The 26,444-nt window shown below is 59.3% G+C and carries 19 protein-coding genes; 15 read left to right on the forward strand and 4 right to left on the reverse strand.

Annotation, left to right across the window (positions count from 1 at the left end; all coding sequences use genetic code 11):
• The 8 genes from dnaA (at position 1) to RP6297_RS00040 (ending at position 13,904) form a co-directional block, all read left to right on the forward strand.
• Positions 1 to 1,590 (forward strand): chromosomal replication initiator protein DnaA, encoded by a 1,590-nt coding sequence (gene dnaA / locus RP6297_RS00005; RefSeq protein ID WP_037027908.1) that lies wholly within the window; start codon positions 1 to 3, stop codon positions 1,588 to 1,590.
• A gap of 276 nt (positions 1,591 to 1,866) precedes the next feature.
• Complete coding sequence (gene dnaN, locus RP6297_RS00010; RefSeq protein ID WP_012760842.1) at positions 1,867 to 2,982, forward strand: DNA polymerase III subunit beta; 1,116 nt, start codon at positions 1,867 to 1,869, stop codon at positions 2,980 to 2,982.
• Between the two features lie 128 nt (positions 2,983 to 3,110).
• Complete coding sequence (gene gyrB, locus RP6297_RS00015) at positions 3,111 to 5,639, forward strand: DNA topoisomerase (ATP-hydrolyzing) subunit B (protein WP_037027910.1); 2,529 nt, start codon at positions 3,111 to 3,113, stop codon at positions 5,637 to 5,639.
• A gap of 978 nt (positions 5,640 to 6,617) precedes the next feature.
• Positions 6,618 to 8,693 (forward strand): DEAD/DEAH box helicase family protein, encoded by a 2,076-nt coding sequence (locus RP6297_RS00020; protein WP_037027911.1) that lies wholly within the window; start codon positions 6,618 to 6,620, stop codon positions 8,691 to 8,693.
• Positions 8,690 to 8,908: a hypothetical protein gene (locus RP6297_RS00025; protein WP_037027912.1), complete on the forward strand. Its 219-nt coding sequence runs from the start codon at positions 8,690 to 8,692 to the stop codon at positions 8,906 to 8,908. Before RP6297_RS00020 ends, RP6297_RS00025 begins: the two co-directional genes overlap by 4 nt.
• Positions 8,905 to 10,890, forward strand: coding sequence for an AAA family ATPase (locus RP6297_RS00030; protein WP_037027913.1), 1,986 nt, complete (start codon positions 8,905 to 8,907; stop codon positions 10,888 to 10,890). The genes RP6297_RS00025 and RP6297_RS00030 overlap by 4 nt, the downstream gene beginning before the upstream one ends.
• Entirely contained in the window at positions 10,887 to 11,273 is a 387-nt protein-coding gene (locus RP6297_RS00035) for a hypothetical protein (RefSeq protein ID WP_144244002.1), read from the forward strand. The genes RP6297_RS00030 and RP6297_RS00035 overlap by 4 nt, the downstream gene beginning before the upstream one ends.
• 681 nt (positions 11,274 to 11,954) lie before the next feature.
• Positions 11,955 to 13,904, forward strand: a complete 1,950-nt coding sequence (locus RP6297_RS00040; RefSeq protein ID WP_037027918.1) for a sigma factor-like helix-turn-helix DNA-binding protein — start codon at positions 11,955 to 11,957, stop codon at positions 13,902 to 13,904.
• Here the strand turns inward: RP6297_RS00040 and RP6297_RS00045 are convergent.
• The 4 genes from RP6297_RS00045 to RP6297_RS00060 all read right to left on the reverse strand — a co-directional run bounded on the left by RP6297_RS00045 (position 13,901) and on the right by RP6297_RS00060 (position 19,218).
• The gene (locus tag RP6297_RS00045) at positions 13,901 to 14,806 is read right to left on the reverse strand and encodes a DNA-methyltransferase (protein ID WP_225694659.1); all 906 of its coding nucleotides are present in this window, start codon (positions 14,804 to 14,806) and stop codon (positions 13,901 to 13,903) included. The genes RP6297_RS00040 and RP6297_RS00045 overlap by 4 nt on opposite strands.
• Positions 14,807 to 15,487: 681 nt before the next feature.
• Positions 15,488 to 15,958 (reverse strand): hypothetical protein, encoded by a 471-nt coding sequence (locus RP6297_RS00050; protein ID WP_037027922.1) that lies wholly within the window; start codon positions 15,956 to 15,958, stop codon positions 15,488 to 15,490.
• A 403-nt stretch (positions 15,959 to 16,361) separates the two neighbouring features.
• Positions 16,362 to 17,512, reverse strand: a protein-coding gene (locus tag RP6297_RS00055; protein WP_086003189.1) for an IS3 family transposase whose coding sequence is annotated in 2 segments (ribosomal slippage) — positions 16,362 to 17,266 and positions 17,266 to 17,512 — 1,152 coding nt in all. Because the reading frame shifts where the segments join, the coding sequence is not laid out codon by codon here.
• Positions 17,513 to 17,658: 146 nt separating this feature from the next.
• The gene (locus tag RP6297_RS00060; RefSeq protein ID WP_223293251.1) at positions 17,659 to 19,218 is read right to left on the reverse strand and encodes a recombinase family protein; all 1,560 of its coding nucleotides are present in this window, start codon (positions 19,216 to 19,218) and stop codon (positions 17,659 to 17,661) included.
• A gap of 928 nt (positions 19,219 to 20,146) precedes the next feature.
• Here RP6297_RS00060 and RP6297_RS00065 point away from each other — a divergent pair.
• The 7 genes from RP6297_RS00065 (at position 20,147) to RP6297_RS00095 (ending at position 26,424) form a co-directional block, all read left to right on the forward strand.
• Positions 20,147 to 21,106 carry a fimbrial protein gene (locus RP6297_RS00065; protein WP_037028760.1) on the forward strand — a complete coding sequence of 320 codons (960 nt, stop codon included), beginning with the start codon at positions 20,147 to 20,149 and terminating at the stop codon, positions 21,104 to 21,106.
• Between the two features lie 491 nt (positions 21,107 to 21,597).
• Positions 21,598 to 22,362, forward strand: a complete 765-nt coding sequence (locus RP6297_RS00070; RefSeq protein WP_037027924.1) for a FadR/GntR family transcriptional regulator — start codon at positions 21,598 to 21,600, stop codon at positions 22,360 to 22,362.
• 27 nt (positions 22,363 to 22,389) lie between these two features.
• On the forward strand, positions 22,390 to 23,217 hold the full coding sequence (locus tag RP6297_RS00075; protein WP_037027927.1) for a transporter substrate-binding domain-containing protein: 828 nt from the start codon (positions 22,390 to 22,392) through the stop codon (positions 23,215 to 23,217).
• Between the two features lie 67 nt (positions 23,218 to 23,284).
• Entirely contained in the window at positions 23,285 to 24,019 is a 735-nt protein-coding gene (locus RP6297_RS00080) for an amino acid ABC transporter permease (protein ID WP_037028762.1), read from the forward strand.
• Positions 24,016 to 24,669, forward strand: coding sequence for an amino acid ABC transporter permease (locus RP6297_RS00085; protein ID WP_037027929.1), 654 nt, complete (start codon positions 24,016 to 24,018; stop codon positions 24,667 to 24,669). Before RP6297_RS00080 ends, RP6297_RS00085 begins: the two co-directional genes overlap by 4 nt.
• Positions 24,656 to 25,393: an amino acid ABC transporter ATP-binding protein gene (locus tag RP6297_RS00090; protein WP_012760853.1), complete on the forward strand. Its 738-nt coding sequence runs from the start codon at positions 24,656 to 24,658 to the stop codon at positions 25,391 to 25,393. Before RP6297_RS00085 ends, RP6297_RS00090 begins: the two co-directional genes overlap by 14 nt.
• Positions 25,394 to 25,476: 83 nt before the next feature.
• Positions 25,477 to 26,424 carry a bestrophin family protein gene (locus RP6297_RS00095; RefSeq protein WP_037027931.1) on the forward strand — a complete coding sequence of 316 codons (948 nt, stop codon included), beginning with the start codon at positions 25,477 to 25,479 and terminating at the stop codon, positions 26,422 to 26,424.
• Positions 26,425 to 26,444 lie beyond the last annotated feature (20 nt).

Below are 26,444 nucleotides of genomic sequence, written 5' to 3' on the forward strand. Positions count from 1 at the left end.
ATGCAGGATTTCTGGCATGCGGCGTCCGCTCAACTCGAAAGTGAGCTGACGCCGCAACAATTCAAGACGTGGATCAAGCCGCTGACGCCGCTGTCGTTTGACGAGCAGGCGTGCACGCTGCGGATTGCCGCGCCCAACCGTTTCAAGCTCGACTGGGTCAAGAGCCAGTTCTCGGGCCGCATCCAGTCGCTCGCGTGCGACTACTGGGAGGCGGCGGTCGATGTGCAGTTCGTGCTCGACCCGACCGCCGGCCAGCGCCAGGCGGCCCTCCAGCCGGCGCTCGCGCCGGTGCCGATGCAGCCCCTCGGTGCGCAAGCAGGTCAACCGCGGCAGGCCATGCCGACCGGCAACGGTGTCACCCATGACGCTGCCACGCTGCGCCCCGCGCCGTCCGTGTATCGCGAAGCCGCGCTGGCAACGGCCAGCCATGCCGCGGCCGATATCGACGTGCCCGTGATGGACGCCGCCGAGGTCAGCGCGCAGTCGTACCGCATACCGCCGCAGGCGCCTGCCGTGGTCACGACCCTGGCCGCGCCGCCGCAGGCGCCCGTGGACGATTCCGTGCATGAGCGCTCGCGGCTGAACCAGATCCTGACGTTCGACAACTTCGTCACCGGTAAGGCGAACCAACTGGCGCGCGCTGCCGCCATTCAAGTCGCCAACAACCCGGGCAAGTCGTACAACCCGCTGTACCTGTACGGCGGTGTCGGCCTGGGCAAGACGCACTTGATTCATGCCATCGGCAATTTCATGCTGATGGAGAATCCGCGTGCGCGCATCCGCTACATCCACGCAGAGCAGTACGTGTCGGATGTGGTGAAGGCGTACCAGCGCAAGGCGTTTGACGATTTCAAGCGCTACTACCACTCGCTCGATCTGCTGCTGATCGATGACATCCAGTTCTTCTCGGGCAAGAACCGCACGCAGGAAGAATTCTTCTACGCGTTCGAGGCGCTGATCGCCAATCGCGCGCAGGTCATCATCACCAGCGATACGTATCCGAAAGAGATCACGGGCATCGACGACCGCCTGATCTCGCGCTTCGACTCCGGCCTGACCGTGGCGATCGAGCCGCCCGAGCTGGAGATGCGCGTTGCGATTCTGATGAAGAAGGCGCAGGCCGAGAACGTGACCGTGCCGGAAGAGGTGGCCTTCTTCGTGGCCAAGCACCTGCGCTCGAACGTGCGTGAGCTGGAAGGCGCGCTGCGCAAGATCCTGGCTTACTCCAACTTCCACGGCAAAGAGATCACGATCGAGGTCACGCGGGAGGCGCTCAAAGACCTGCTGACGGTGCAGAACCGCCAAATTTCGGTGGAAAACATTCAGAAGACCTGCGCGGATTTCTACAACATCAAGGTCGCGGATATGTACTCCAAGAAGCGGCCGGCCAACATCGCGCGCCCGCGTCAGATCGCCATGTATCTGGCCAAGGAACTCACGCAGAAGAGCTTGCCCGAGATTGGCGAACTGTTCGGCGGACGCGACCACACCACGGTGCTGCACGCCGTACGAAAGATCGCCGACGAGCGCACCAAGGACGCCCAGCTCAACCACGAGTTGCACGTGCTGGAGCAAACGCTCAAGGGCTGACCGCGCGATGGTCAGTAGAGCGCATGGCAACGCCATTCGCCCTGAATCAAGCCTCGACAGACGCCCGCTCGAATGCGGGCGTCTTTTCATGCACAATAGACATATTTGCCGCGCGCGTGACGCTATCCAGCGCCCCCTTATTTGCGGTATAATTTGTGATTAACCCCTTGATTTACAACAACTTTGGGTTAATCGCGAATGCTCCTGCAGGCACCTGGCCATGTGGCCGAGGCTGGGGCGCGCGCGGTGTCACCTCTCAAGCCAAGGATCGCCTTCATGCAATTGGTCAAAACCTCGCGAGACAACCTGCTGCGTCCGCTGCAAATCGTGAGCGGCATCGTGGAACGCCGACACACGCTGCCGATCCTGGCCAATCTGCTGATCACCAAGCAAGGTGAACGGGTTTCCTTCCTGTCCACGGACATCGAAATCCAGATCACCACGCACGCCGATTGCGGCGCCGGCGCGGGCGATATCGCCACCACCGTGGCTGCCCGCAAGCTGGTCGACATCCTGCGTGCCATGCCTGACGGCGAAGTTGCCCTCACGCTCAACGACAAGCGCATGACGGTGCAATCCGGCAAGAGCCGCTTTGCGCTGCAGACGCTGGCCGCCGAAGAGTTCCCGACCGTTGCAGAGGCGACCGATTTCGGTGCCCGCATCACGCTGCCGCAGAAGACGCTCAAGCACCTGCTGGCGATGGTGCATTTCGCGATGGCCCAGCAAGACATCCGTTACTACCTGAACGGCATGCTGCTTGTGGTGGACGGCAAGCAAGTCATGGCCGTCGCCACCGATGGCCACCGCCTGGCCTACTGCGGCGTTGAAACCGGCGAGCAACCGGCGGGTGCCGGCGGCCGTCAGGAAGTCATCATCCCGCGCAAGACCATCCTCGAGCTGCAACGCCTGCTGGAAGACGTGGACGATCCCGTCTCGGTGCAACTGGCCTCCAACCAGGTCAAGTTCACCTTCGGCAATATCGAGCTGATCTCCAAGCTGGTCGAAGGCAAGTTCCCGGATTTCCAGCGCGTGATCCCGAAGGGTTACCGCAACAGCTTCACGATCGACCGTGCCTTCCTGCAGCAGGCGCTGCAACGCACGGCCATCCTGACCACCGACAAGTTCAAGGGCGTGCGCTGCATGCTCGACACCAATGTCCTGAAGATCAGCTCCACCAACGCTGACCAGGAAGAAGCGCAGGAAGAACTCGAAATCGACTACCAGGGCGATGCACTGGATATCGGTTTCAACGTCACCTACCTGCTGGACGTGCTGGCCAACCTCAAGGCCGAAAAAGTGCAGGTGAGCCTGGGCGACTCCAATTCGAGCGCGCTCATCACCCTGCCGGACGACGACACCTTCAAGTACGTCGTCATGCCGATGCGCATTTGACGCACCGCTGCACCCAGAGCAAGACGAGGGGCTGGATCGTGACGATCCGCCCCTTCGCCGTTTTTAAGCAACCCCGCTGTGTGCGTTGAGATAACCATTTCCGCGCCCATGGCAGCGAGCAGAACGACATGACCGAAGAGCAGAAACCGCAATCCACCCCCGCCGAGGCCAACAGCTATGACGCCGCCTCGATCCAGATCCTGGAAGGCCTGGAGGCGGTACGCAAGCGGCCGGGCATGTACATCGGCGACACCTCGGATGGCACCGGCCTGCACCACCTCGTGTTCGAGGTGCTGGACAACTCCATCGACGAAGCACTGGCCGGGCATTGCACCGAGATCCAGGTCACCATCCACACGGACAACTCCATCTCCGTGATCGACAACGGCCGTGGCATCCCGACCGGCATCAAGTTTGACGACAAGCACGAGCCCAAGCGCAGCGCGACCGAGATCGCCATGACCGAGCTGCACGCCGGTGGCAAGTTCAACCAGAACAGCTACAAGGTGTCGGGCGGCCTGCACGGCGTGGGTGTGTCGTGCGTGAACGGTCTGTCGAAGTGGATGAAGGTGACGGTGCGCCAGGGTGGCAAGGTGCATTACATCGAGTTTGCACAGGGCGTTCCGCAAAACCGCCTGATCGAAACGGTGCAAGGGCCGGACGGCCAGATGGTGGAGGTCTCGCCGCTGCGCGTGTTGGGCACCACCGACAAGCGCGGCACCGAAGTGCACTTCCTGGCTGACGAAGAGATCTTCACCAACGTCGAATACCACTACGAAATCCTCTCCAAGCGCATTCGCGAGCTTTCGTTCCTGAACAACGGCGTGCACATCCGGCTGACCGACCAGCGCACCGGCAAGGAAGAAGACTTCGCCTTCTCGGGCGGCGTGAAGGGCTTTGTTGAGTACATCAACAAGAACAAGACCGCGCTGCACCCCACCATCTTCTTTGCCGCTGGCGAGAAAGACGGCGTGGGCGTCGAAGTGTCGATGCAGTGGAACGACGCCTACAACGAGCAGGTGCTCTGCTTCACCAACAACATCCCGCAGCGCGACGGCGGCACCCACCTCACGGGCCTGCGCGCCGCCATGACGCGCGTCATCAACAAGTACATCGCCGACAACGAGATCGCCAAGAAAGCCAAGGTCGACACCTCGGGCGACGACATGCGCGAAGGCCTGACCTGCGTGCTTTCCGTCAAGGTGCCCGAGCCCAAGTTCAGCTCGCAGACCAAGGACAAGCTCGTCTCGTCGGAAGTGCGCCTGCCGGTGGAAGAAGTCGTCGCCAAGGCGCTGAGCGACTTCCTGCTGGAAACGCCCGTCGACGCGAAGATCATCTGCGGCAAGATCGTTGAAGCCGCCCGCGCGCGTGAAGCCGCCCGCAAGGCCCGCGAAATGACACGCCGCAAGGGCGTGCTTGACGGCATGGGCCTGCCCGGCAAGCTGGCCGACTGCCAGGAGAAAGACCCCGCGCTGTCAGAACTCTTCATCGTCGAGGGTGATTCCGCAGGCGGCTCCGCCAAGCAGGGCCGCGATCGCAAGTTCCAGGCAATCCTGCCGCTCAAGGGCAAGATCCTGAACGTCGAGCGCGCGCGCTTTGACAAGATGCTCTCCAGCCAGGAAGTGCTCACGCTCATCACCGCCATGGGCACCGGCATTGGCAAAGACGACTACAACCTCGACAAGCTGCGCTACCACCGCATCATCATCATGACCGATGCTGACGTAGACGGCTCGCACATCCGCACGCTGCTGCTCACGTTCTTCTACCGCCAGATGCCCGAGATCATCGAGCGCGGCCACGTGTACATCGCCCAGCCGCCGCTCTACAAGATCAAGCACGGCAAGGAAGAGCGCTACATCAAAGACGACGTCGAGATGGCCGCCTACCTCGTGCGCCAGGCGCTGGACACCGCCGTGCTCGTGCGCCCCGACGGCACCGAGATTGCCGGCGACGCCCTGGCCGAACTCGCACGCCAGTACCAGTTCAGCCAAAGCGTGATCGAGCGCCTGTCTCGCGTGATTGACGCCGACGCCCTGCGCGCCATTGCCGAAGGCGTGTCGCTGGACTTGTCCAACGAAGCCGCAGCCGAAGCCAGCGCCCGCACGCTCAAGGCCCGCCTGCTCGAAATGCAAGGCAACGCCAGCAGCGCCAACGGCGGCGCCACCGCAGACGCCTTCATGCAGTACGACGAGAAGACCGAGAAGTACCGCATCATGGTCGTCCGCCGCCAGCACGGCAACCAGCGCCTGAGCCACATCGACGCCGACTTTGTGGCCGGCGCCGACTACACCGCGCTCTCAAGCACCGCCGCCACCTTCCAGGGCCTGATTGGCGACGGCGCCAAGGTGCGCCGCGGCATCGGCGACAAGGTGCGCGAGCAGAACGTTGCCGACTTCCACGCCGCCATGACGTGGCTGCTGAGCGAGGCCGAGCGCGGTGTGAGCCGCCAGCGCTACAAGGGCCTGGGCGAAATGAACCCCGAGCAGCTGTGGGAAACCACCATGGACGTCACCCAGCGCCGCCTGCTGCGCGTGCAGATTGAAGACGCCATTGCCGCGGACCAGATTTTCACCACGCTGATGGGCGACGACGTGGAACCGCGTCGGAACTTCATTGAGAGCAATGCGTTGGTGGCGCGGAATATTGATGTTTGAGGAAAGGCTGGCCACAAGACGCCAGTGCGTACCCTCTGACACCGCGAGTCTTTGACGGACAGATAGGTGCAAATGCCATGACGCCCTACGCTGCACTGTGCCGGCGTGGGGCGCTCGAAAGGCAGATAGTGAATGCGAAGAAGTCTAAAGAGCCGGCCGAGGCACTTCAACTGCCGATACCACGTCCAGTCAAGTGAAGCTCTACAGTAAAGTCAAGGCGTTACAGTAGTCTCCAGTGACCCTCCGCATTTCTTGGAGCGGCCCGCCCTTGTGCGGTTTTCGGTGTCAACGCTGTCTGACATAACAGCATTACTAATTCTAGGTGCCCGTTCTGGGACCTGCGGCCGCTTTTGGATGTGCTGCCACTGCGACGTGTGTGCCATATTCTTGGCCTTCGCGTGGGACGCCTTCCTTACCAACAACTGCGTTACTAAATCAAAAGGGTTACAGCGTCTTCGTTGTAACCCTCTTTTTTTGGTTTTGAGCGGCCATGCAAACGATTCAACTTGCTACGCCGAACTAATCGCCCCGTCGCAGCAATATGTCACGTCGCGTCGATTCGCTACCTGGCCAGCGTGTCTCGGTCCATACGCTCCGCTGGCACAGAGGCATGCTTAGATTCTGATTTCCCATAGAAAAAATGCCCAGAGACATCCCCTCCGATGGGGGGCTCACCAACTTGAGGGGTGGCGGAGTAGTCTCTGCAAGCACACGTAGATCTTGCGGAAACAGGGTATGGCTATGATCGATGCTGTTACCTAGACCATTACGAGCCTATCTGTAGCACTGCACGGCAACATTTCATAGCGCTAATTTGACCCAGAGCTAATGAGTTACTTGTTGTAGTCGTATGGTCAGCTCACGGCCAAAATTTTCGCCACCTTTACTTCCAAATCGCTTCACACATTCGTGTCCCAATCAGATTAAGTTCGCTTACGAGCCCCTCTTATATTGACCGGGAAGAAAGTGGATGTACATATGAGTCCAGATACAGGGTTAGCAAGGTTCAGTTTCTCTACCGAGTACAGAACTGGCGATATCGATCCGGTCTCCGGCTTCTATCGCCCATGTTTGTTGAACTCGATCGATTACAAGCGAGCGGTAGGGTATTTTCGCTCCTCGGTCTACCTGATCGTCGGGCCCGCCACCGTCGAGTTTGCAAAACGAGGGGGCAAGATTCGATTGGTTTGCTCGCCATCCGTCACGACAGAGGATATGGAGACCATCGAAGCCGGTTATGAGGCTCGTATTGAACGGGTGGCGGCGAATCTTGGGGAGGAAATAGACCGAATGTTGGCTTCTGAGAACACAGCCTACCGCACGCGAGTTCTAGCAACTCTGATCTCGGCTGGAGCGTTGGATATTCGGCTCGCTCTTCGGCCGGAAGGATACGGCCTCTATCACGAAAAGATTGGAATATTCCGGGATGCAGTGGGGAATCGAGTCAGCTTCCTTGGCTCGGCAAATGAAACATGGAACGGCTGGCATAGCAGGGGAAACCACGAGGCTATAGAAGTATTCTGTAGCTGGCGAAATGGGGCCGAAAGAGAGCGTGTCGAACGCCACGATAGCTATTTCGAGCGACTTTGGGATGGAACTGTTACTGGAGTGGATGTTGTCCCGTTTCCGGAGGCGGCGAAGAAGCGTTTGCAAACAGTGAGTCTCGAAGGGATCGATACCGTGGACATGGACGCGCTAGATGAAAGCGCAGGTAAACGCGCTGCGCTGCCGCACCAGCTAGCAGCAATTGAGGCGTGGAAACGCGCTGGCAGTCGTGGAATATTTGAGCACGCCACAGGTAGCGGAAAGACTTATACGGCTTTGTTAGCTGTTAAAGAGCACACCGCGAAAGGCCTCCCGGCGCTCATTCTTGTTCCGAGTGCGTTGTTGCTGGAACAATGGGCGATAGAAATCCGCGATGAATTACCCGAGGCAATCCTTCTTCGGGCTGGTTCGGGCCATAACCGCTGGAAGCAAGCAGGACGTCTTGCAGGTCTAACGGACCCTTCGCCGGAATTCGGGCCACGGGTGATTCTCGCTACTATGCAGACGGCTGCAACGGACGCCTTCCTCGCGGATACGTGCGGCGGCGCACATCTATTGGTGATCGCAGATGAAGTGCATCAAATCGGAAGCCCTTACAACGCGCGAGCCATGGGAATAGAGAGCGGCTCCCGGCTTGGTTTGAGTGCGACACCTATTCGGTATGGTGACCCAGAGGGGACGGCAAAGATCCTTGCCTACTTCGGGCCGGTTATCCCACCCGCCATATCCCTCAGGGATGCAATTCGATCGGGCCGACTAGTCGAGTATGAATATCACCCCCATCCAGTGCACCTCACAGCGGAGGAAGCTGAAAGCTGGAAAGTGCTCACACGCAGAATTTTTCTGGAAATTAACAAAACAGAAGGCGACGTGATTAGATCTGCTCCTTTGAATGAGAAGGCAAAAATGCTCCTCATTCAACGCTCTCGCATCGCTAAGAAGGCGCAAGGAAAAATCCCCTTGGCGGTCGAGGTACTCCGTAGTGCCTATCGAAAGGGGCAGCGTTGGCTCGTATATTGTGAAGACGGCCACCAATTGGCCGAGGTCCTTGAGGCACTCTCACACGCAGGTCTTTCGGCGATGGAGTACCACACGGGCATGGCTGGCGACCGGGCGGCAGCGCTTGCATGGTTTCGTTCCTTTGGCGGCATATTGGTCTCCATAAAGTGCCTAGATGAAGGTGTTGATATTCCAGCGGTTGACCATGCGTTGATCCTCGCCTCATCTCAGAATCCAAGGCAGTTTATCCAACGACGCGGGCGCGTATTGAGGAGTGCGCCTGATAAACATATCGCTGTGATACACGATGCAGTAGTAGTGCCGTTGAATCTCGAAAATGAGCCCGAGCAGCTGTCTTTACTAAAAAGCGAATTTGTTCGTGCGATAGAGTTTTCAGAATCTGCACTTAATAGGACCGCAGGTGCGGAATTGCGAGCAATGGCCAATACCATGGGGCTCGACTTCGACATGTGGCGGGATGCTGGAGTGGAAGAGGAGGAGAAGGAATGACTGAGCCCCAGGAGGCAAACGACATGGCGTTAAACACGCTACTTTCGGTGGGACGCGAAGTCGCCCCGGATCTGCCAGAGCACCTTCTGCGCAGAGTTTTCAACTTGCAGCGATCCCATCAATTCGACGTTGACCGAGATGCGTCGCTACTCGATCTGCAGCGCGCCGTCGAGGAGTTTATTGGTCAATCTAACGCCGGCGAGGTGGCCGAATGAAGTTAATCTCCCTGACGGTTGAGAACTTCATGCCTTACAAAGGGGAAGCAACACTCGCCTTTCCGCAAGATCCGATGCGGAACGTGATGGTGGTGTTCGGTGACAACATGCGCGGTAAAACCAGCCTACTAAACGCGCTCAGGTGGGTTTTCTACGGCAAAGCTCTTGGTAGACATCTGCGCGAACTGCCCCTCCATGAATTGCTAAACAGGGAGGCTACGCTGGAAGGCTGCTGGACCATGGATGTAAGTGTGCAGTTCGAAGCGGAAGGCCATCTTTACGATCTGCGGCGGCGCGCTACGAAACGTGCCATCGTGGCGCAACCTACTCGGCCGGAAGACTTCGAGGTGCTGGTTGCTCTGAAGAAAGATGGCATACCCGTCGCCGGCAATTTGGTCGACGCAGAGATAAATCGTTTTGCCCCAGAACAGGTTTCTCGGTTTTTCTTGTTCGACGGCGAGTTGCTGCAGGAGTACGAAACGCTCCTGATTGAGGGGAGTGAGCAAGGTAAGCGCATAAAAGAGGCAATTGAACAAGTGCTCGGCGTGCCGACCTTAATTCATGGTCGGGATGAAGCGACGACCTTGCTGCGGAGTGCTACAAAGCAACAGACCAAGGACCTAGCTCACGTGGCTGGCTTGGAGAGCCAAGCACAGCGTCAAGCTGCGTGGCAAGCCAAGCTAGAGTCACTAGAAGATGACCGCGGCCGTCTGAAAATCAAGCTAACAGAAACTACACAACAGCGTTCCTCGCTTGATGACGAGCTTGAACGGTTGGCAGAAGTACATACCGCCAAGCTGCGCATTGACTTTCTTGGCGACCGTGAAAGCGAAATACAAAGGGAGCAGAAGACTCGAACGGAGGAGCGTCTTCTGCTATTGCGCGAAGCATGGCGCGATCTGCTGCGCCCAAAGCTGACGGTTAAGCAAAAGTTCCTTTTTGAAGCACAAAGCAAGATCACAGGAAAAATGGATGAGCGCAGCAAGCTCGAATTGCGCGCGGCAGATCTGCGATCCATTTTGTCGACCGCGTCATGCCCAACTTGCGGGCAACCCTTACACGACGATAAGCGCGACAAGGCCGGTAGTGAACTGGGTGAGATCGAGGCGACTTTAAGGACTATAACAATCGATCGGAGCGGATTGACGCAAGTCTCAGCGGAGATCCAAGAGATTAGTCGTCTGCTGAAGCCAGGCGTGGGCCCGAGGGTCCGTGATGTTGACGCCCAGATGCGCAGGCTCGGTGTGGAGCTGACAAAGGTAGAAAACGAGGCAGAGAAACTGCGCGAGGAGATAAGGGGTTACGACACTGCCGATATCGCACGAAAAAGAGCATTGCGAGATGGCTTGGTGCGCGAAGAGGGGCAGTTGGTGCGGGATATCTCCGCCAATGAGAAGGATATAGACGACGCAAAGAAGGAGCTCGCCATTATTTCCAAAGCGCTCCAGAATCTTCCGCAGGCCCGAGCCAGCCGCAGCACGGCCCTGGTAAAGATGTACGCTGCTATTGAAAAAGTCTTTAGCGAAAGCATTGAGCGATTGCGGAATGATTTACGTCTGCACGTGCAAGCCCTCGCCACTCAATCATTTAAAAGTCTAACTACTCAAAAAGCATATCGGGGACTCGAGATTAACAACAACTACGGCTTGACTATTCTCGACGAGCGTGGTGATCGAGTAACCGTGCGGAGTGCGGGCGCCGAGCAGATCGTTGCATTGTCGCTCATTGACGGACTGGCTCGTACGGGTAGAGCAGCGGGACCTGTCGTCATGGATACACCTTTTGGGCGACTCGACTTGCGGCATAGGGACAATATTTTGCGATATCTGCCCACGACCACTAGTCAGTTGGTGCTCCTCGTTCATGATGGTGAGATCCGTCGAGAGACGGACCTGCAGCCAATCGCCCAACGCATCGGCGCCGCTTATCAGATTAAGGAAGTGAACCCCCGGCATTCAGTGATAGAAAAGGTTACTTCATGACTTCAACAAACATGGCGGAGCCGACAATGATCGGCCTAAGCGAGAAATCGCATGCTCTGCTGAAGCGCCTAAAGGATGACGGCCATTTTGCGGAGATGGCTGACGCGTACCGATTCGGAATAGCGCTTGCGCTCGCACATGGGGTCGTTCCGCCAGAACCTCCGTCTCCTCGCACAACAATTTTTAGCGTCGCTACGATCGATCCCGAGCGTGAGATAGGGAACGCTGTTCGTATGCTTGCGGATACGCAGGATATGCCCATCTATCGATGGATTGAACGGCTGGCCGAATGGGGCGTCAACGAACTGGCGCGTCGTGCTGAGGGTGGGGAGATTGACTTTGGTGCGCTGCTTGCGGAAGCAGCGGAGTCAGATCAGGGTTGAATCTGAATGAGACCGTTGCGTGCATATCTTCTCATTCGCCACAGCTCGGATCATTGGGACATTACCGTTCATCGTGACTTAGAAGCGCTAACAGAAGCGTGGCGTCCATATGAAGCGGCGCAAGTTGGGGCTGTCGTACACGTGGGGTTCTGGCGCCCCGAGACGTCCTCCTTTGATTCTCTTGTCTCCCAATGGTGCGGCCGTGTGCTGCTCACAGCCGCCGCGAGGTATGCGCTACCAGTGGCGTACGCTGCGGCACCTACTCCAGTTGGCGAGGTAGAAGGGATGCCCGTGTATGTCGCGCTTGCAGGATGGGGTTATGAGGTTAGCGCAGAGCAGTTGGGGCTTGCAAACTCTTCGGCATCAGATGAGCGTTCGGTCAATGAACAGAGCCACCAACCCGGGCCAGCGAGTGAGGGGGATTGGTTGGGGGGGGCTGCAGATTCTTCGATAGCGGCAGAAGCACGAACTGCCGGAGTCGTCGATGAGGCGTCATATATCGAGCAGGAGAACCGACTACCTCTTCCGTTGCGGAAGGGCCTTGCTCTGGCTCGATATATCCACTTCGTTGGATCCGCTCCTACGGCCAATTCGGTCATCAATAACTTGCGCTATGCGCCCCCTTGGTTGCTTGCTCTGCCGATATCTGACTTGGGACTCTCAGTTCGCGCGAGTAATTGCATGCGCGAAAATGCCGTTCAGGTGGTTGAGGATCTCATGTTGTTTGGAGTCGATGCCCTATTGAAGTTTGAAAAATTCGGGCGGAGATCCCTTAGAGACGTCGAGGAAAAGCTAGTGCGCGCCTTTGAACAAGGGCCCGCGCCTTCCATTCGGCTGGATGACAATCAGGCTTCTGCGCGCTTTGGGGCAGGAACGCTGTCAAGTGTTTTCACAGAGCGCGAGCAGCAGACATGTCCCGTCGAAATCACAGGGCTCAACCAAGCATTCGCGATCGTCCTCTCACTGTTAAACGAGCGCGACGCACTCACGATGCGGTTGCGGATGGGGTTCGAGGGAAAGCCTAAAACTCTTCAGGAAATAGGACAGCTTCTTAACTTAACGCGTGAGCGCATTCGCCAGCGAGAGCAACATTGTATAAAGGTCATGGCGAGCCACAGTGTTTGGCGACATGACATGCAAGCCCGATTGGACAAAATGCTCTTAAATCGGGAGGATCCCTTGCCGCTGTTAGGGATGGAGATTCTCGATCCATGGTTCACCGGCGCCGAGTCCCTTGAGGAGCCGCTCGACTTCGCGCTGGAGCATTTTTGCGGACGGCGATTTTCTCTTGTCAGGACCAGCGGGATAGTCTTTGTGTCCTGCTTGTCGCAAGTTGCCTGGGACAAGGCGGTCCGCTCCGCCCGACGAGTTCTCGAAGCTGCGGTCAGCCAGCATCCAACAGAGACCGAAGTGCGCAGGATTATTGATTCGCTCCTTGTGGGCGCGGGAGAGGAGCTGCGACCACAGCTTTGGGAAGAGGCTACGAGGTGGGCCCATTTTTCGGCTGTCGACGGTGATAGCGACCAACGGCAACTGATGAGCTTCGGCGCAGGTGCTGAGAGCATTGTTGAGGCAGTCCTGGCGGGCTCTGACCGACCCCTGCACTTTACGGAGATCGCGCGACGTTGCGCGCAGCTCGGTCGGCATGTCGAAGTTCGTCGTGCGCACAACTCCGCGGCAAACGTGGGGTTGTTGTTTGGGCGTGGCTCGTACGGGCTTGCGAAGCATTTTCCGCTCACTGCAACCGAGAAAGAGATGCTGGTTGCAGAAGTCGAGGACCTCATCGATGGCGCAGACCCAACCCGGCAATGGCATTCGCGCGAGATCGCAGACGCTATGGAAGAGCGGGGCATAGATTTCGAGGGCAGGCTAACTCCCTATGTGGTTTCAATCGCGTTGGAGGGATCGCAGCGTCTCGTAAACCTGGGGCGAATGGTTTGGACGTCAAGATCCACGGGGGCTAGGGGTACGAGCAATCGGATAGACCTCCATCAGGCGGTCATATCGATGCTGGCGTCTGAGGGACGACCGATGCGTTCGGGCGAGATCAAAGAGAGGATTGAGCGTGAGCGTGGTCTGAACTGTTTTTTTCAGATCCAGGCAGAAGGTCCTCTGGTGCGGTTGGGTGCCGGCTTTTGGGGGTTGATCGACCGCGATTTGCCTTTTTCCGCCGATGAGGCAGACGCTATCGTCGATCGACTTGTGGCTGTGCTGCAAGAAAGGGGTAAGGGTCTGCATGTATCGGAGATACAGCAAGCCCTGGAAGCATTTGTTCCAAGAGTGGCGCAGATTGAGGACCCGACGGTGTTCCTAGGACTCGCTCAACGGGACGATAGATGTGGTGCTGGCAGAGGGCAATACGTCTTTCTGAGGGAGTGGGGCGGGTCACGTCGCCTCACGGTAATTGAGTCGGTCCGTCGCGCGCTGACCGCGGCTGGCGCTGACGGACTCACGTTAGCAGCAGTGGAGGAGGCCGCCGTAGCATTGGCGGAGCGTCCGATACCTCGACTATTGGTGGGACAGTCCTGCAGTCATATTGGTGCAGTCTATGACGAGGCTTCTTCCCGATGGACGCTTCCCTCTGCGTCGGAGGCAGATGGGTTGAGTGATTCAGAAAGGGAAGCTGCTTAGGCTGCTTGGGTCGTCGGTGGCCGGGCTTTTCCGCCGTCCTGTGCCAAGGGCGCCTCCTCGTCAAGAACGGGAACTGCGCATGGCGCGTGGATGCTGTAGGGGGCAAGCCTCATCTTGGTTTGGCCCTTTAGGTCACCTTCGAAACGAGCGACAGCGCCGTTCAGGTAGTCCATGTTTAGTTCTACACAAGCCCAACGCCGTTCCAGCGTCTCCGCAACCATCCCAGTGACACAGGAGCCACCAAAGGGGTCCAAAACCATGTCTCCCGGATCAGTGAGCATGCGAATGAAATACTCGGGCAAGAGGGCTGGGAATCTGGCGGGATGAACGTCTAGATTATTTGCGTTGCAAAATTCTTGATATTGGCCGTTGGATTCAGTGTTGGCTATCGCCAGGAGATTGGGTGGTACGGAACCGCCATTGTCCTTTCCGAATTTTTCGCTTATGACATGGCCACTGGGACGAGTCTTAGCCTGGTAGCCATTTTTCAGCAGATGCTTCATCGACTCGCTATAGGGAGCAAGAATCCGTCGGTTGCTCGCTTTGGGCCACGGTGTGGGTGAGAGCCACCAAATGCAGTTGACAGCATCTTTTACGCGCACGCGCCGAACGTTAACCCACTCGGCTGGCGTAGGGAGCTTCGCAGGATTCCACCAATAGTGTTCTTGGCAGAGGTGGAATCCGTACTCTTCACACAGCATTATCAAAAGTTCAAAGTGATACAAGCTGCGAGTAGGGAGTCCAGTTTTCCATGCGCCGCCGATGTCAATAACAAGGCTGCCGTTGTCTTTGAGTACACGTTTAAAGCCCTCCGCGAACGGACGAAACCAGTCACAGTAAGCGTGTGCATCTTCGTTGCCGTAGCTCTTCTTTCGAAGCAGGCCGAAAGGGGGTGACGTCATTACGAGGTCGACACTGCCAGGCTTAGCTTGGGTAAGCCAGTCCAGCGAATCTCCGTTCCACATTGCACCGAATTTCGTCGTGTGAAACTTCGTTAGCGGCTTACCAAGTCTGGGGTGTGACTGCTTCTTCGGCGAGGCCTCAAGATCGCGTCGTACAAGTACCCGCAAGTAATCGCTTAGCGAACGAAATCCCGCTTCCTTTGCTCGGGCCTCCATTGCGCTTTTCTCAGCATCACTCAGTCGAAGCGATGCAGTTGTCTCTCGCGGCTCAGCAGCTATGGGTCTCGCCATTTTTCTGATAATCCCGTCTTGGTTCTTGTAATACGGAAATCAGGAGGGTTTTCGTATTACGCCGATCAATTGTCGCTCGTATGTCCAACAAGCGCAAGCAAGAGATATCCGCTACGGGCGGTGCGTGGCGTACCGGTACCGGCTACTCCGAATGCCAGTCGATACATTGATCCGAGGGGCATGTGGCGAATCTCCGCGGTGATCTGCGGGACGATGTGTTTGCTCATGAGCAGTTTAGTTGCGAGGGCCAGCCCTGAACTCAATAGCAAGCGCCAAAATGTCGTGTAGCCAATCTCGGTAGACACTGGGGTAGTTATCATCGAAGAACCCACAAAAAAGAAGAAACCGCCCAAAGGGCGGCTTCCTTCAATCCATCAACAACCAATCACCTCACTGCGCAGTCTCCTCCGCCTTCTTCCTCGGCCTCCGACTAAACCGAGTCGACAGCGCCCGTCGCGCCCCCTCCAACCCTTCTCCCTTGCCCGCAACCTTCAAGTACGTGTAACCCTCCAGCGCAGCCGACATCAGATCACTACCCATCGCCAGTTGCGAATCGCGCATCCGTTCCAGCAGCTTGTCCACACGGGCGACACGGGGGCGCAGGGTGTCAAAGCCCGCCAGGTCGCGGCGCATTTCCTGCAGATTGAAGTTACCAGGCAGCACGCCGGGGTTGTTGCTGAGCAGTTCCACGGCTTCGCGGCAGAACGCTTCAGACTTGTGGCCCATCTTCATGAGCTTGCTGCGTTGTTCGGTCGACAGGCCGATCAGGCCGACGAGCTTTTCTTCCAGGGTCTTCAGGGCGCCATCAATGGCGGTTACGTCGGTGGCGCTGAGTTGAAACGAAATCAGGTTTTGAGACATTGAAATCCTTCTAATGCAGCTGTCAGCGTCGTGCCGGTCGGCACGACACGCAGATGTTGGGCACCGTTGCTGCGTATCTCAATGCCACGCACAATTTTTGACGGAAAGCGGTCGCGCATTACACGGCGCGCACCGTTTACCCCGCGCCGGCGCTTGTGCTTTGAGCGATAGCCTGAGCGGCTGCAGTTCGAGTATCTGACACTGACGCTTCAGTGTTTGAGGGTGAAGCTCCAGTGTTTGACACTGACGCTTCAGTGTCTGACGGTGAAGCTCCAGTGTTTGACACTGACGCTCCAGTGTCTGAGGGTGAAGCTCCAGTGTTTGACACTGACGCTTCAGTGTCTGAGGGTGAAACTCCAGTGTTTGACACTGACGCTCCAGTGTCTGAATCGCCCCGACTTTCCTAGACACCCACGAGCCGTGGGGAATGGCGTTGTTCGAACTCTACCGGCGATAGTCCGTTGGCGCTCGAATGGCGCCGTGTTGGGTTGTAGAACATCTCGATGTAGTTGAAGACGTCGGACTTGGCCTCCTGCCGTGTGGCATAGATCTGTCGGCGCACCCGCTCGCGTTTGAGCAACTGGAAGAAGCTCTCCGCCACGGCGTTGTCGTGGCAGTTGCCGCGCCGGCTCATGCTGCACAGCAGGTTGTGCTCGCGCAGGAAGCTTTGCCAGGTGTGGCCGGTGAACTGACACCCCTGATCCGAGTGAATCAGCACCTGCTGGTGCGGGCGGCGCCGCCACAGCGCCATCAGCAAGGCATCCAGCGCCAACTGGGTATCGATGCGCTGCCCCATGGACCACCCGACGACCATGCGTGACCACAGGTCGATGACCACGCTCAGGTACAGCCAGCCTTCGTGTGTACGGATATAGGTGATATCGGTCACCCAGGACTGGTTCGGAGCGTCGACTGTGAACTGCCGCTGCAGATGATTGGGGGCGACCACCGCCGGCTTGCCGGCACGCCCGGCAGGGCGTCGGCGGTAGCCTGATTGAGAACGCAATCCCTCGGCCTTGAGCAGCCGCGCCACGCGGTGTTTGCCGCAGCGCTCACCCAAGTCGCGCATGTCCAGGGTGAGCTTGCGATAGCCATAGACCCCGCCGCTCTCCAACCACGCCTGCTTGAGTAGTCCAAGCAGGCGCTGGTCGTCCTTCGCACGCGGGCTCAAGGGCTGCGCCTGCCACGCGTAATAACCGCTGGGATGCACCGCCATCGCTTTGCACAGACGGCGCACGCTGTATTGACCCGCGTGCGCCTTGATGAAGGCGTACCTCACCCGGACTGCTTGGCAAAGTACGCTGCGGCCTTTTTTAGGATGTCGCGCTCCTCGGTCACCCGTTTGAGCTCGGCCTTGAGCCTACGTACCTCCTCGGATTGCGATACCTGCCCTTGCGGCTCTGCCACGGGCTGGCGTCGCTGTTTGATCCACTGGTACAGGCTGTGCTGGCTCACGCCTAACCGCTGCGCGACCTCGGCCACGCTGTGGCCTCTGTCCAAGACCTGATTGACCGCCTCAACCTTGAATTCTTCGGTGTATCTCTGCGCACTCATCGCAACTCCTGTCTAACCTCTAGTTTGAGGCTCACAGGTGTCTACTGGGGCCGGGGCGATTCACTGTGCGTTGCGGTCCCGGGGGTTGAGGACTTCGATAGTGTCCAGCGGAATCATGCGCAGGTCAGGCTTTGCGTGTTTCCTCGTCATGCGGCCCTCCTGATGCGGCTGCGCTCGGCCATGCCATAGAGGTAGTCCAAGTTGCCGAATCGATAGGTCTCCAGTTCGAATCTGTTGTGATCGGCCAAGCTGATGCGTGGCAAACCAAAGTCCAACCGTGGCAACAGGTAGTAGTCCAGCGGTCCTTCGTTGGCCGTGTCGAGCCTCACGGCTACAGTGATGTCGGGAAGAAGGCCAGCATCAAAGCGCACCTTCCAGCGGTGACTGCCAGTCTCCAGTATCTGACAGCGGGACAAGACGATCGAAACACTGAACTCGCGATTGACAGTGAGCAGGTCGGTTGCCGAGTCACGTTCTACTGAGCCACCTAGTTCGGCAATCATCCGCTCCGTATGCCCGATGATTTGCGGATGCAAACGCCGCAAGAAGCGATTGATTTCGATGTAGTGGTAATCACGATCCGGCGTAAAGCCGACCGCTTGATACGCTCGAACAAGACTACCGAAGCGGTGTGCATAGGCTGCGGCCGAAGGCATGCCTTCCGTTTCGTCGATGATCAGGCCCGACAAGAAACCCCGACTGCGATAGAGATTACGCAGCTTATCCAACAGTTCTTCGTCGCTGAATCGCCGTGCACGGGCGCGCAGAATGCCTTGCGCTGTATAGAACAGTTCGGGTGACACGATGGCTTCGAAAGCCCCGTCCCTGCGAATCCACATTTCAGGTCCGTTGACCACCCGATGCTTCTTGAGTTTGAAAGACGTCCGGTTGTAGACGTTGTTGCCGATGTACTTTTCGTTGGACAGCACTTGGCGCACCGTTGCGCGTGTCCATTCGTGACCGAGGTCTGTGCGAATCCCGCTGGCGTTGAGCCGACCGGCGATTTCCGACTCTAGTAAGTTGCCGTCAATAAACCATCGGTAGATTTGATTGACCGTTGTGGTTTCTTCGTCCGGTCCTGGCATCAGGATGACGCGATCGGTTTGCAGGCTCTTTTGCTGGCCGTGCGCAAGCTCAGCTCGCACGCTGCCCAACTGGTCGACCAGGACGCGCCGCAGGCCATATCCCGCCGATCCACCCTGTCGATACCCCAGTTCAATGAGGCGACATTGGCCGGCGAACACTTTGGCAGACAGCTCGCGGCTGTACTCGCCAGCCATGGCCCGCTTGACGCCTTTGACGATAGTCGAGACCGGTGAACCGTCGTTCTCAAACTGTTCCGCGCAGTAGGCTACTTGGATGCCAGCACGGCGGCAGATGTACTCGTAATAGGCACTCTCATCGGCGTCTTGGAATCTGCCCCAACGACTGACGTCGTAGACCAGGATGACTTGGAAGTCTGCAGTGCCCGACTCCACGTCCTTGATGAGTTGCTGTAGTGCTTGGCGGCCGTCGAGACGAAGGCCACTCTTACCCTCGTCGGCATAGGTCCGCACAATCTGGATACCGCGACGCTGGGCGTACTCGCGAATCTTGTCCGCCTGATTCTGTGTTGAGTACTGCTGGTGCTCTGTCGACATCCGAACGTACTCGGCGCCACGAAGCAGGAACGGCTCGTCGGGAGGTCTCGAAAATGTTTCGGCCATACGTCCAACCGCGTAGAGTTTTTTCCGCCAATGCCAGCTAACGGACGTGGGCGCCTGTGGATTCAAAGGCCTATTTCCTGCCTCGCAGGATGGGCCAGGATTCACATGGAAGAAACGGTAACGGTTGTTCGATGCGCCGCCTATGACGTCCTATGTTTGCACACGTCTTTTTTGCATCAGTGGTCGAGATACACGGGCGTCATTCGTACGATCCACGCGTCCATTGTTGCGCCGCTCGGTTGGAAAACAGGCTCGATTCGGTAGAGGCCAGCCGGGAAGTTGGGCGGGAGTGAGCCGGCATACGAGGAGTCCTGGCCCCTCTTGTGCGTGTCCTTAGTTTCCCCGCCTTTAGCTGCGGCGTTCCGGTACTGCTGCCAGTACTCCGGATGCCGCTCATGCCAAGCGCGTTGACTGCGTTTTTGGTTTTCTCGGTAGTCCGGATCGTTCGCCATCTTCTCGTGCTGCCAACGCTGTCGCCGCGCTCGTTGGCAGGCCGGCATGGAGCAGTACGTCTGATTCGGAACTTGCGAGCGTGGGATGAAGGATTGGCCGCAGCATGCGCAGACTCGAATAGTTGCCATGGCGTTCTTCCTGACGAGACCCATAGATGCCTCGCAGTATCCCTGCCGTTTGCTGGCTGTCTGAGTTGCTACAGCGTCAAACCAGACCGCGCGGATTCTTCACCCGGCGCTTACGGTCTTAGGATTGGTCTGATACCGCCAACATCCCTCGATACACAGAATCAACCTCCATGTGCCCAGCCGTTATCGCACCATCCTGCGTAGCGCTGTGTTTGCGATAGCCGGGCGCATCCTGGGTATCCCCCAACGACTGAAACGTGTACCTAATTTCGGTGGAAGGACCGTGCAATAGGCCGATGCGCCAGGCACGCGGTTCCAAAACTGCCGAGCATATGGAGGAGAGACTAATGAAGATGCAGCGGCTGGGTCTGAAAGCCATGCGCGTGGTGAAACGGGCAGTAGCAACGACGCTGGGCTTGACTGCGGCCACGTCCGCTTTTGGCGCAGACTTCCGCCCTTTTCCTACCGCACTCTCACTGCCCCGGGATGTTGCGGCCAATACCGTTGTGGCGAGAGCCTATTTGACGCCTCAAGCGTTATGTGGCGAGGGCACATGCAGGTTGGTGAATTTCCGTCCGATTAGCTATGTTCATGTCGCCTCGGGTGACGTACCGGGCTTGGTATCAAACGGACCGACCGTCATCACAGAAATCAAAGGCTTGAGGATGCAAGTCCTCGTCAATGGGGAACCACAGACAAAGCTGGATGAAAATCAACCGTCCATAAAATTTTCTTCACCGATCGAAATTCAATTGCTGAGGGACGCTTCCCCAGAATTGGGCAACGGAACGACCGCCGATCCAATTCAGTTCTGGTTTTTCACAAAGACAACGTCGGAATCCAGCAGGATCGATAACTACATCCGCCTTAGCACGAGGCTGACCAAGATCGAAGGAACCTGCTCAGTGCCAAGTCAGACGCTGGAACTGCAACCCACCCGGGCAAGAACCTTGGCTGGCATTGGGACAACGGCTGCCGAGCGCAGCTTCCAGATCAGCATTAACAACTGCCCAAAGGGATACAACAGGATTTTCTACAGGCTCAAACCGATGGGCGACAACGTAGAGATGTCAGCGGGAGTATTGCCGCTTTCTGCCCAATCGACCGCCAAAGGCGTGAGGATCAGGGTAACTGACAGTGCAGGGGCGGCTGTTGTATTCGATACGCCGACCAGAATCGCTTATTACAACAGCGAAACCGGCGGTTCGTTCTCGATCCCGATGCGGGTGTCATACGTTCAGACCGAAGCCAACGTCACGCCGGGCACTGTGAATGGCGCTATGTCGGTGCTGATGGAGTATCAGTGATGAGCGGCGGGGCGGATGCGTTCGGCTGTGAGGGGCGCTAACAAAACCGATCGACGGATCGCCCGCAGATGACGACGCAGCTTGATGACATTCCGCGCAACGGGCACTGACTGCGCGATGCCCCGATGCGGCTCCGGGCTGTAGGGGTAGAAGGTTGGAGTTGTCGCCATGTGCCTGAGTTGTCTACGTCGTCCATCGAGGTCACGCTTCTGGTGAAGCAATATAGCCGCGCCGCTCTGCCACTGGTGCAACGCTAGTTGGAGCGCGCAGCTCCCTCATCGCCCACAGGTCCCAAACCGGTGCGCCCCGCACCAACTCCAAGCGCCCAATCCCCCGCACCCCCAGCCCACGCCTCACCCAAGGGCACAGCCCAGGCAACCAACCCCCCGCAATACCGCGCAACACGCAGCTTTATGCTGCATGGCACAAAACTCGCATAAGCCGTGGGCGACCGGTCAGACCACGACCATGTCTTTCTCCACCCCCCGCCCATGCACAGCATTCCATCCTCCGTCGCGCAAGCACTCCAGCAACGCATCCTGAGCGGCGCGTACCCCAGTGGCAGCCGCCTGCCGCCGCAGCGCGAGTTGGCGGAAAGCCTGGGCGTGAGCCGCGCGTCGTTGCGCGAGGCGCTGACGGTGCTCGAAACGCTGGGCTTGGTGGACATCCTCCCCAGCCGGGGCGTGGTGGTGCGCGGCCAGACGTTTGGCGCAGAAGGGGCGAGTGCCGAGCGCATGCACCGGCCGTTTGCCACGCCGGCGCTGGGCACGCTGTCGCCGCGTCAGTTGATCGAGCTGCGCCTCGTGCTGGAGCCCGGCTGGACGGCGCTGGCCGCCGCGCGCATGCATGCCGCTGGCCTGCGCCACCTGCAATGGCTGCAGCAGCAGTTGGCTCATGCGCTGGAGCGCAATGATTTGCTGAGCGCGGCAGAGGCGGATTTGCACTTCCACCTGCTGCTGGCGCAGTTGTCCGGCAACCCCGGGTTGATGGCGATGGCCGGCCAGTTGGAACACGCCATCGGCCACAGCCTGCGCCTGCCCTTTGCCCGCAACGGCGCAGACGACCACCCCGCGCACGAGCACAACGCCATCGTGCAGGCCATTGCCGCGGGCGATGTCGCCGCCAGCGCAGAGGCCATGCGTGCGCATCTGCTGTCGGCCGCGCGCCGCAGCGGCATCGATCTGACAGCGCCGCCTGTCACGCCCGAACCCATGCAGCACGAACCGGCTTCGTTTCGCCTCGCCTCGATTTCCTGATCCTGAATTTCCTGAAGGAGTTTTTGAATGACCCGCATCACTGCCCGCCACGCTTCGCGCCCCATCTCGCGTCGCTTCTTCCTCCATGCCGTCATGGCGGCAAGCGCTGTTGCGGCTTTGTTGCCCGGCCGCCCGGCCCATGCCGATGCGCTGGCCAACATCCAGAAAGCCGGCGTGATCCGCGTGGCCATCCCGAACGACTTTCCGCCGTTCGGCTCGCTCGGTCCGGACCTCAAGCTGCAGGGCTATGACATCGACATGGCCAACCTCGTCGCCAAGGAACTCGGCGTCAAGGCCGAGCTGGTGCCCGTCACCAGCACCAACCGTATTCCGTTCCTGACCACGGGCAAGGTGGATGTCGTCATCTCCAGCCTGGGTAAGAACGCCGAGCGCGCCAAGGTGATCGACTTCACGCAGGCGTATGCGCCGTTCCCTAAGAGCGTGTACGGCCCGAAGGATGTGTCGATCAAGGGGCCGGCAGATCTGGCCGGCAAGACGATTGGCGTCACGCGCGGCTCGACTGAAGATCTGGCGCTCTCGGCCGTGGCGCCGGCGTCGGCCACCATCAAGCGCTATGAAGACAACAACGCCACGGCGCAGAGCTACCTGATCGGCCAGGTGCAGCTGGTGACGGTGGGCAACATCGTCGCCAACGCGGTGAACGAGCGCACGAAGCTGCGCCAGCTCGACCTGAAGTTCCCCGTGGAAGACACGCCTTGCTATGTGGGTGTGGCCAAGGGCGAGCCCGCGCTGCTGGACAAGGTGAACACCGTCATCACCAAGCTGAAGACGGACGGCCGCCTGAACGATCTGTCGCAGCGCTGGATCAAGATGCCGCTGCCGGCCAAGCTCTAAGCACACGCACGCCTTCGCAACACAGGCCCGGCGCCCACGTTGGTGTGCCGGGCCACGGATGACCTCCATGGCCTATCAATTCGACTTTGGCGCTGTCTTCAGTTACAGCGGCCAACTCGCGCAGGGCGCGGCATTCACGCTTGCGCTCACGGCGGCGGGCGCGGTGCTCGGTGGCGCCATCGGCATTGCCGGGGGTGTGTGCCGCGCCTGGCGCATCGCCCCGTTCAATGCGTTGTTCAAGGTGTATGTGGAGGGCATCCGCAACACGCCGTTCCTCGTGCAGTTGATGTTCGTGTTCTTCGGCTTGCCCTCGCTGGGCGTCCAGATCAACGAATGGCAGGCGGCGTTGCTCACCGCGGTGGTCAACCTGGGCGCGTACATCACAGAGATCGTGCGTGCAGGCATTCAAGAAACACCGCGCGGCCAGCTGGAAGCCGCCAACGCGCTGGCAATGAGCCGCTGGGCCATCTTCCGGCACGTGGTGCTGCGGCCCGCGTTGCAGAAGGTGTGGCCGGCGCTGAGCAGCCAGATCGTGATCGTGATGCTGGGCACGTCGGTCGTCTCGCAGATTGCCGCGCAGGATCTGACCTTTGCCGCCAACTTTATCCAGTCGCGCAACTTCCGCGCGTTTGAAACCTACCTGGTGGTGACGGCGCTGTACTTTGCGCTGGCGCTGTTGCTGCGTCAGTTGCTGGCCTGGATCGGGCAGCGCTTTGTCGTGGGGCGCCGCGCGCCTGCGGTGTCCGCTGCACCGCTTGCTACTCCTGCCAACGCAGCCGCCTCCGTTGGAGACGCCGCATGATCGCCGACATCCCTCTGTTGCCCATTCTCCTCAAGCTGGGCGAGGGCCTGCTTGCCACGCTCATGCTGTCGCTCATGGCCTTTGCGCTGGGCGGCACGGCCGGCCTGGTGGTGCTGTTTGCCCGCGTGGGGCGCAACGTCACGCTGCAGCGCGTGAGCAAGGCGTACATCCAGCTCTTCCAGAACACGCCGCTGCTCATGCAGATGTTCATCGTGTTCTTTGGTGCGTCCATGGCGGGGTTCGAGATGTCGCCGTGGACGGCTGCCGCCATCGGACTGACGCTGTACACCAGCGCCTATCTGGCCGAGGTGTGGCGCGGCTGTGTCGAGGCCATTCCGCGCGGGCAGTGGGAGGCGTCTTCCAGCCTGGCGATGGGCTACTTCCAGCAGATGCGCCACGTGGTGCTGCCGCAGGCGGTGCGCCTGTCGATTGCGCCCACCGTGGGGTTCTCCGTGCAGATCGTCAAGGGCACGGCGGTGGCCTCCATCATCGGGTTTGAAGACCTGTCCAAGCTGGGTTCGGTGCTGGCCAATGCCACCTTCCAGCCATTCCTCATCTACGGGCTGGTGGCCATTGGGTATTTCGCGCTGTGCTGGCCGCTGTCTCTTTACGCCTCTCATCTGGAAAAGAAGCTCTATGCCGCTCGTTGATCTCTGCGCCGTACACAAGCATTACGGCAACAACCACGTTCTCAAGGGCGTCGACCTGCGCGTGGAGGCCGGCCAGGTGGTCGCCATCATTGGGCGCAGCGGCTCGGGCAAGAGCACGCTGCTGCGGTCCATCAACGGGCTGGAAGCGATTGACGACGGGCAGATCGTCGTGGACAACGCGGTGCTCCAGGGCTCGCAGGCCACGCCCGCGCGGTTGCGCGCGCTGCGCCTGAACGTCGGCATGGTGTTCCAGCAGTTCAACCTGTTCCCGCACCTCACAGCCGGTCAGAACGTGGCGCTGTCGCCCGTGGTGGTCAAGGGCATGAAGAAGGCCGACGCCAACGACCTCGCGCGTCAGATGCTCGTCAAGGTGGGCCTGGCCGATAAGTTCGATGCGTACCCCGACCAGCTCAGCGGCGGCCAGCAGCAGCGCGTGGCCATTGCCCGCGCGCTGGCCATGCAGCCGAAGGTGCTGCTGTGCGACGAGATCACCTCTGCGCTCGATCCGGAACTGGTGAACGAAGTGCTGGCCGTGGTGAAGCAGCTCGCCGCCGAAGGCATGACGCTGATCATGGTCACGCACGAGATGCGCTTCGCCCGTGACGTTGGCGATCAGCTCGTCTTCATGCACCAGGGGCTGATCCATGAAAGCGGGCCGGCCAAGGAGGTGTTTGCCAGCCCCAAGACGGCGGAACTGGCGGCGTTCATTGGCGCGGTGCAGTGAGGTGCACGGCATAGGCAGGCATCCGCGCGGCCTTGCCTCTGCCATAATTCGCGCACTCCCCTGCAACGCATTCGCGTCTTCCCATGGTTGTCCGCCCCCATCTGCACTGGTTCCGCATGCTGCTCGCATGGCGCGGATCGGTGCTCCCGCAGCTCCTGCCTCGTCTGTTCCTGATCTTCCTCGTGTCGTTGGTGGCCATCGCGGTGCATGCGCACTTGCTGCCCGTCTCCGTCAACCTGAGCACGACGCCGTTCTCGCTCGTCGGCATTGCGCTGGCAGTGTTCCTGGGCTTTCGCAACAACGCCAGCTACGACCGTTACTGGGAGGCCCGCAAGCTCTGGGGCCAGTTGCTCAACACGGCGCGTTCGCTCACGCGCCAGGCGCTGACGCTGCCGCGCGGTGATGGCCCGCATGACACCAGCGGTGCCGCAGCCGATGCCGACGTGCGCGAGTTCGCACAGGTGCTGGGCGCGCTGCCGCACGCGCTGCGCCACCAGTTGCGCCACACCGATGCACGCGAAGACCTCGCCGCGCGCCTGCCCGCAGCGTTGCTCGAACGCGTGATGGCCGCGCGCTACCGTCCCATCGCCATCGTGCAGTGGCTGGGCGAATGGGTGCAGCGTCGCGCGCAAGCCGGTGCGCTCGATGGGTACGCCGCCCTGGCGTTCGACCGCAACCTCAACGAGTTGTCGAACAGCACCGGCGGGTGCGAGCGCATTGCGGGCACGCCGCTGCCGTTTGCTTACTCGGTCATGATCCACCGCACGGTGTACTTCTTCTGCGCGGCACTGCCGTTTGGGCTGGTGGAAAGCATCGGCAGTTTCACGCCCGTGTTTGCGGTGTTCGTGGCGTACACCTTCATGGCGCACGAGGCCATCGCCTCGCAGCTCGAAGACCCGTTCGGCACCGAAGACAACGACCTCGCGCTCAACGCGCTGTCCGACACGATTGAAGATGCGGTGCTCGACATCCTTGGCGAGCCGAGCCCGCTGCCGCGTGCGGGCGTGCGGCGTGGGGTGATCTTCGATTGATGCCGCGGTTGCGGCGCAGC

Source organism: Ralstonia pickettii (assembly GCF_016466415.2).
Classification (GTDB): domain Bacteria; phylum Pseudomonadota; class Gammaproteobacteria; order Burkholderiales; family Burkholderiaceae; genus Ralstonia; species Ralstonia pickettii.

What these genes read in the sequence shown, in the direction of transcription:
- RP6297_RS00020 (WP_037027911.1), top strand. Translation starts at nt 6,618, where the DNA reads ATGAGTCCAGATACAGGGTTAGCAAGGTTCAGTTTCTCTACCGAGTAC.
- gyrB (WP_037027910.1), top strand. Translation starts at nt 3,111, where the DNA reads ATGACCGAAGAGCAGAAACCGCAATCCACCCCCGCCGAGGCCAACAGC.
- RP6297_RS00025 (WP_037027912.1), top strand. Translation starts at nt 8,690, where the DNA reads ATGACTGAGCCCCAGGAGGCAAACGACATGGCGTTAAACACGCTACTT.
- RP6297_RS00075 (WP_037027927.1), top strand. Translation starts at nt 22,390, where the DNA reads ATGACCCGCATCACTGCCCGCCACGCTTCGCGCCCCATCTCGCGTCGC.
- dnaN (WP_012760842.1), top strand. Translation starts at nt 1,867, where the DNA reads ATGCAATTGGTCAAAACCTCGCGAGACAACCTGCTGCGTCCGCTGCAA.
- RP6297_RS00065 (WP_037028760.1), top strand. Translation starts at nt 20,147, where the DNA reads ATGAAGATGCAGCGGCTGGGTCTGAAAGCCATGCGCGTGGTGAAACGG.
- RP6297_RS00080 (WP_037028762.1), top strand. Translation starts at nt 23,285, where the DNA reads ATGGCCTATCAATTCGACTTTGGCGCTGTCTTCAGTTACAGCGGCCAA.
- dnaA (WP_037027908.1), top strand. Translation starts at nt 1, where the DNA reads ATGCAGGATTTCTGGCATGCGGCGTCCGCTCAACTCGAAAGTGAGCTG.
- RP6297_RS00085 (WP_037027929.1), top strand. Translation starts at nt 24,016, where the DNA reads ATGATCGCCGACATCCCTCTGTTGCCCATTCTCCTCAAGCTGGGCGAG.
- RP6297_RS00095 (WP_037027931.1), top strand. Translation starts at nt 25,477, where the DNA reads ATGGTTGTCCGCCCCCATCTGCACTGGTTCCGCATGCTGCTCGCATGG.
- RP6297_RS00040 (WP_037027918.1), top strand. Translation starts at nt 11,955, where the DNA reads ATGCGCGAAAATGCCGTTCAGGTGGTTGAGGATCTCATGTTGTTTGGA.
- RP6297_RS00035 (WP_144244002.1), top strand. Translation starts at nt 10,887, where the DNA reads ATGACTTCAACAAACATGGCGGAGCCGACAATGATCGGCCTAAGCGAG.
- RP6297_RS00045 (WP_225694659.1), bottom strand. Translation starts at nt 14,806, where the DNA reads ATGACGTCACCCCCTTTCGGCCTGCTTCGAAAGAAGAGCTACGGCAAC.
- RP6297_RS00060 (WP_223293251.1), bottom strand. Translation starts at nt 19,218, where the DNA reads ATGGCCGAAACATTTTCGAGACCTCCCGACGAGCCGTTCCTGCTTCGT.
- RP6297_RS00030 (WP_037027913.1), top strand. Translation starts at nt 8,905, where the DNA reads ATGAAGTTAATCTCCCTGACGGTTGAGAACTTCATGCCTTACAAAGGG.
- RP6297_RS00070 (WP_037027924.1), top strand. Translation starts at nt 21,598, where the DNA reads ATGCACAGCATTCCATCCTCCGTCGCGCAAGCACTCCAGCAACGCATC.
- RP6297_RS00090 (WP_012760853.1), top strand. Translation starts at nt 24,656, where the DNA reads ATGCCGCTCGTTGATCTCTGCGCCGTACACAAGCATTACGGCAACAAC.
- RP6297_RS00050 (WP_037027922.1), bottom strand. Translation starts at nt 15,958, where the DNA reads ATGTCTCAAAACCTGATTTCGTTTCAACTCAGCGCCACCGACGTAACC.